General features: G+C 72.6%; 4 protein-coding genes. All 4 read right to left on the reverse strand.

Annotation, left to right across the window (positions count from 1 at the left end; translation table 11 throughout):
• The coding region (locus H5J30_RS19680) for an HAD family hydrolase (protein WP_181788727.1) at positions 1-299 on the reverse strand (299 nt) is incomplete at its 3' end.
• Positions 296-1585 (reverse strand): serine--tRNA ligase, encoded by a 1290-nt coding sequence (gene serS / locus H5J30_RS19685; protein WP_181788728.1) that lies wholly within the window; start codon positions 1583-1585, stop codon positions 296-298. The genes H5J30_RS19680 and serS, both read right to left, overlap by 4 nt.
• A gap of 517 nt (positions 1586-2102) precedes the next feature.
• Positions 2103-3038 (reverse strand): prephenate dehydratase, encoded by a 936-nt coding sequence (gene pheA, locus H5J30_RS19690; RefSeq protein ID WP_181788729.1) that lies wholly within the window; start codon positions 3036-3038, stop codon positions 2103-2105.
• A gap of 225 nt (positions 3039-3263) precedes the next feature.
• The coding region (locus tag H5J30_RS19695; RefSeq protein WP_181788730.1) for a Dyp-type peroxidase at positions 3264-4261 on the reverse strand (998 nt) is incomplete at its 5' end.

Raw genomic sequence — 4261 nt, forward strand, 5'->3', positions numbered from 1 at the left:
TTCGCCACCGCGTCGGCGGCGAGCCGCCGGTCGAGCGTCACGGAGGTCAGCAGCCGGTGCTCGCCCGCGTGGTACACCTGCGCGCCCTGGCCGCAGACGGCCAGGCCCTCGTAGCCCAGCTCGTCCAGTATGTGCCGGGTCCAGGCCACGGCGCGGCCGGTGACGACGATGTGCGCCGCGCCCCGCGCGCACGCCGCCTCGATCGCCGCGCGCGTGCGCGGCGAGACCGTCTCGTCGCTGCGCAGCAGCGTGCCGTCGAGATCCGTGGCGATGAGCCGGTACGGAAGGGCGCCGCTCATTTCGCGACCGGTTCCAGCACCTCGCGCCCGCCCAGGTACGGCCGCAGCACCTCCGGCACCGCCACCGAGCCGTCCGCCTGCTGGTGCGTCTCCAGGATCGCCACGATCGTCCGCGGCACCGCGCACAGCGTCCCGTTCAGCGTCGCCAGCGGGCGGGCCGCCTTCTTCTGGCCCTGCCCGTCGCGCATCCGCACCGACAGCCGCCGCGCCTGGAACTCGCCGCAGTTCGACGTCGACGTCAGCTCCCGGTACTTGCCCTGCGTCGGGATCCACGCCTCGCAGTCGTACTTCCGCGCGGCCGACGCGCCCAGGTCGCCCGAGGCCACGTCGATCACCCGGTACGCCAGGCCCAGGGCGGACAGCCACTGCTTCTCCCAGTCCAGCAGCCGGGCGTGCTCCGCCTCGGCGTCCGCCGGGTCCACGTACGAGAACATCTCGACCTTGTCGAACTGGTGCACCCGGATGATGCCGCGGGTGTCCTTGCCGTGCGAGCCCGCCTCGCGGCGGAAGCAGGGCGAGAACCCCGCGTAGCGCAGGGGCAGCCGGTCGGCCTCGATGATCTCGTCCATGTGGTACGCCGCGAGCGTGACCTCCGAGGTGCCGACGAGGTAGAAGTCGTCGCGCTCCAGGTAGTACACGTCCTCGGCGGCCTGGCCGAGGAAGCCCGTGCCCTCCATGGCGCGCGGCTTGACCAGCGCGGGCGTGAGCATCGGCGTGAAGCCGGCGGCGGTGGCCTGGGCGATAGCCGCGTTTACCAGGGCCAGCTCCAGCAGGGCGCCGACGCCCGTCAGGTAGTAGAACCGCGAGCCGGAGACCTTCGCGGCGCGCTCGGTGTCGATGGCGCCGAGGATGCGGCCCAGCTCCAGGTGGTCGCGCGGCTCGAAGCCCTCGGCGCCGAAGTCGCGCGGGGTGCCGACGGTCTCCAGCAGCGCGAAGTCGTCCTCGCCGCCGACGGGCACGTCGGGATGCACCACGTTCGCCAGGCGCAGCAGCAGCGCCTGGGTCTCGGCGGCGGCCTCGTCCTGCGCGGCGTCCGCGGCCTTGACGGCGGCGGACAGCTCGCCGGTGCGCCGCAGCAGCTCCTGCTTCTCCTCGCCCTGCGCGCGCGGGATCAGCTTGCCGAGCTGCTTCTGCTCGGCCCGCAGCTCGTCGAAGCGCGTACTGGACGACCTGCGCCGCTCGTCGGCGGAGAGCAGCGCGTCGACGAGGTCGACGTCTTCTCCACGGGCGCGCTGCGACGCGCGCACTCGGTCGGGGTCCTCACGGAGCAGTCGAAGGTCAATCACGCAGCCAGGTTACCGGGGAGCGCCGACCGGTTCCCCGCCGAATTCCACCCCTGTGGATTTCTCGACGTTTTGTGGCGAATAGCCGGTTTCGCGAACCCCGCTTCCCACGGTGCGGAGAAAAGGTGCGGGATGGTGCAATCAGGACATAAGGAGGGTGTACATCCGCGGCGTGTACGGCAGTTGGGGAACCCTTTTCCACAGGTGGCCGCGGATCCTCAAAGTTATCCACAGGGAGGGGAGGGGGCCTGTGGAAGTCGGGGAAGATCGTTCCGTACGGCCGGTGCTGGCGCAGGAATTCCCCGTTTCGTCTCCGACTACACACCCTTTGGAGCGGAATTGCCTACCGCCTTGGAGTGGATCAAGGGAATTGCCGTGACGAGTAACCATCTGAGCAGTTGGACGCCGGAAATCAGTCACTAGACAGATTTGTCGACATTGCCCGTTCGGGTACCGGAGTTATGCACAGCCAACCCCGACAGCCTGTGGATAACTCCGCGAGCTGTGCACAGACCCCAGGTCAGGCGCGGCCGTCCAGACACCGCGTCAGCCAGTCCGACGCGTCCGCGAAGGCCGTGTCCGACGTCTCCGGGCGCAGCGGCTCCACGTCCGCCGGCGACAGCCCCGCGCGCGGGTACGAGCCGAGGAACCGCACCCGCGGGCAGACCCGCTTCAGCCCCATCAGCGCCTCGCCCACCCGGCGGTCGGTGATGTGCCCCTCGCAGTCCACCGAGAAGCAGTACCGCCCGATGCCCTCGCCCGTCGGCCGCGACTCGATGCGCAGCATGTTGACGCCGCGCACCGCGTACTCCTGGAGCAGCTCCATCAGCGCGCCCGGGTGGTCGTCGCCGAGCCAGATCACCACCGACGTCTTGTCCGCGCCCGTCGGCGCCGCCGGCCGCGCCGGGCGGCCGACGAGGACGAACCGGGTCTCGGCGTTCTCCGCGTCGTGGATGTCGGAGACCAGCGGCTCCAGCCCGTACACCGCCGCCGCGAACTCGCCCGCGAACGCCCCGTCCACCCGCCCCTCCTGCACCTGCCGCGCGCCGTCCGCGTTGGACGCCGACGACTCCCACACCGCGTCCGGCAGGTGCCCGGCCAGCCAGCGCCGCACCTGCGGCTGCGCCACCGGGTGCCCGGTGACGGTCTTGATGTCCGCCAGCTTCGTCCCCGGCCGCACCAGCAGGGCGAACGCGATGGGCAGCAGCACCTCGCGGTAGATCATCAGCGGATCGCCGAGCGCCAGCTCGTCGAGTGTGGCGGTCACGCCGCCCTCCACGGAGTTCTCGATCGGCACCAGCGCACCCGCGGCGGCCCCGCCGCGCACCGAGTCCAGCACCGCCGGCACCGAGACCATCGGCACCAGCTCGCGTGTCGCCGCCTCGGGGAGGGTGCGCAGTGCGGCCTCGGTGAAGGTGCCCTCGGGGCCGAGGTAGGTGAAGCGGCTGGCGGACATGGAGGCGGCTCCTCGTGGGCGTTCGGCGAGACGGCCACGATACCCACGGGCGCGGGGCGCGGAGTGCCGGTCCGGGGAACGGACGATCATGGCCCGGCCCGCTGCCGCGCCCGTACGCGCCTGCCGTACGGACCGCCCGTGCCGCCCGTGCCGCCCGTGCCGCCAGTGCCGTACGGAGCACGCGCCGCCCCCCGACGCGGCGGAGCCCCCCCCGTACGGGCCCGCTCAGCCCTCCAGCAGCCGCTGCCCCACGTACTCGCCCTCCCGCGCCCCGCCCGGCACCGCGAACAGCCCGCTCGCCTCGTGCCGCAGGAAGCGCGACAGCCCGTCGCCCCGGTCCAGCTTGCGCTGCACCGGCACGAACCCCTTCAGCGGATCCGCCTGCCAGGCGACGAACAGCAGCCCGGCATCGGGCACCGGTCCGTCCCTGGTGTCGAGATAGCCGTCGTGGTACGAGAACGAGCGGCGCAGCATCGTCGCCCCGCCGTTCGACTCCGGCGCCGCCACCCGCACATGCGCGTCCCCCGCGATGGCGAGCGACCCGTCCGCGAGCTGCTTGTTCAGGTCCACCGGCGTCGTCTCCTCGCCGCCCGACAGCGGGGCGCCGTCCGACCTGCGGCGGCCGATGACCCGCTCCTGCCGCTCCCGCGACAGGTGGTCCCAGGTGTCGAGCAGCATCCGGATCCGGCGGAACACGGCGTACGAGCCGCCCGCCAGCCACTCCTGCCCGCTTCCCCCGCCGGCTACGCCCTCATTGGCGGGGGTACCCCCATCGGCGGGCACGAAGACGTGCCCGTCGAAGTCCGGGTCGTCGGGCCCGGGGTTGTTGGTGCCGTCGACCTGCCCCATCAGGTTGCGTGCCGTACGGGGCCGGTCGGTGGCGCCGGGGGTGCGGTTGAAGCCGCTCATCTGCCAGCGCAGCACCGCCGCGTCGCCCGCCCGGCGCTGGAGCGTGCGCAGCGCGTCGAACGCCACGAGGGCGTCGTCCGCGCCGATCTGCAGCCACAGGTCGCCGTCGCTGCGCCGCGCGTCCAGAGCGTCGGCGGAGAACGGCGGCAGCGGGGCGAGCCCGGCGGGGCGCCGGGCGGCCAGGCCCGTACGGTCGAAGAACGTGCGCCCGAAGCCGAACGTCACGGTCAGCGCCGACGGGCCCGCGTCGAGCGCGCTGCCGGTGCCGGACGCCGCCGCCTTCCCCTCGCTCAGGATTCGAATGCTTATGCGGA

It is taken from the genome of Streptomyces phytophilus, assembly GCF_013870535.1.
GTDB classification, from domain to species: Bacteria; Actinomycetota; Actinomycetes; order Streptomycetales; family Streptomycetaceae; genus Streptomyces; species Streptomyces phytophilus.

Coding starts and splice junctions, on each gene's coding strand:
- pheA (WP_181788729.1), bottom strand. CDS start 3,038: ATGTCCGCCAGCCGCTTCACCTACCTCGGCCCCGAGGGCACCTTCACC.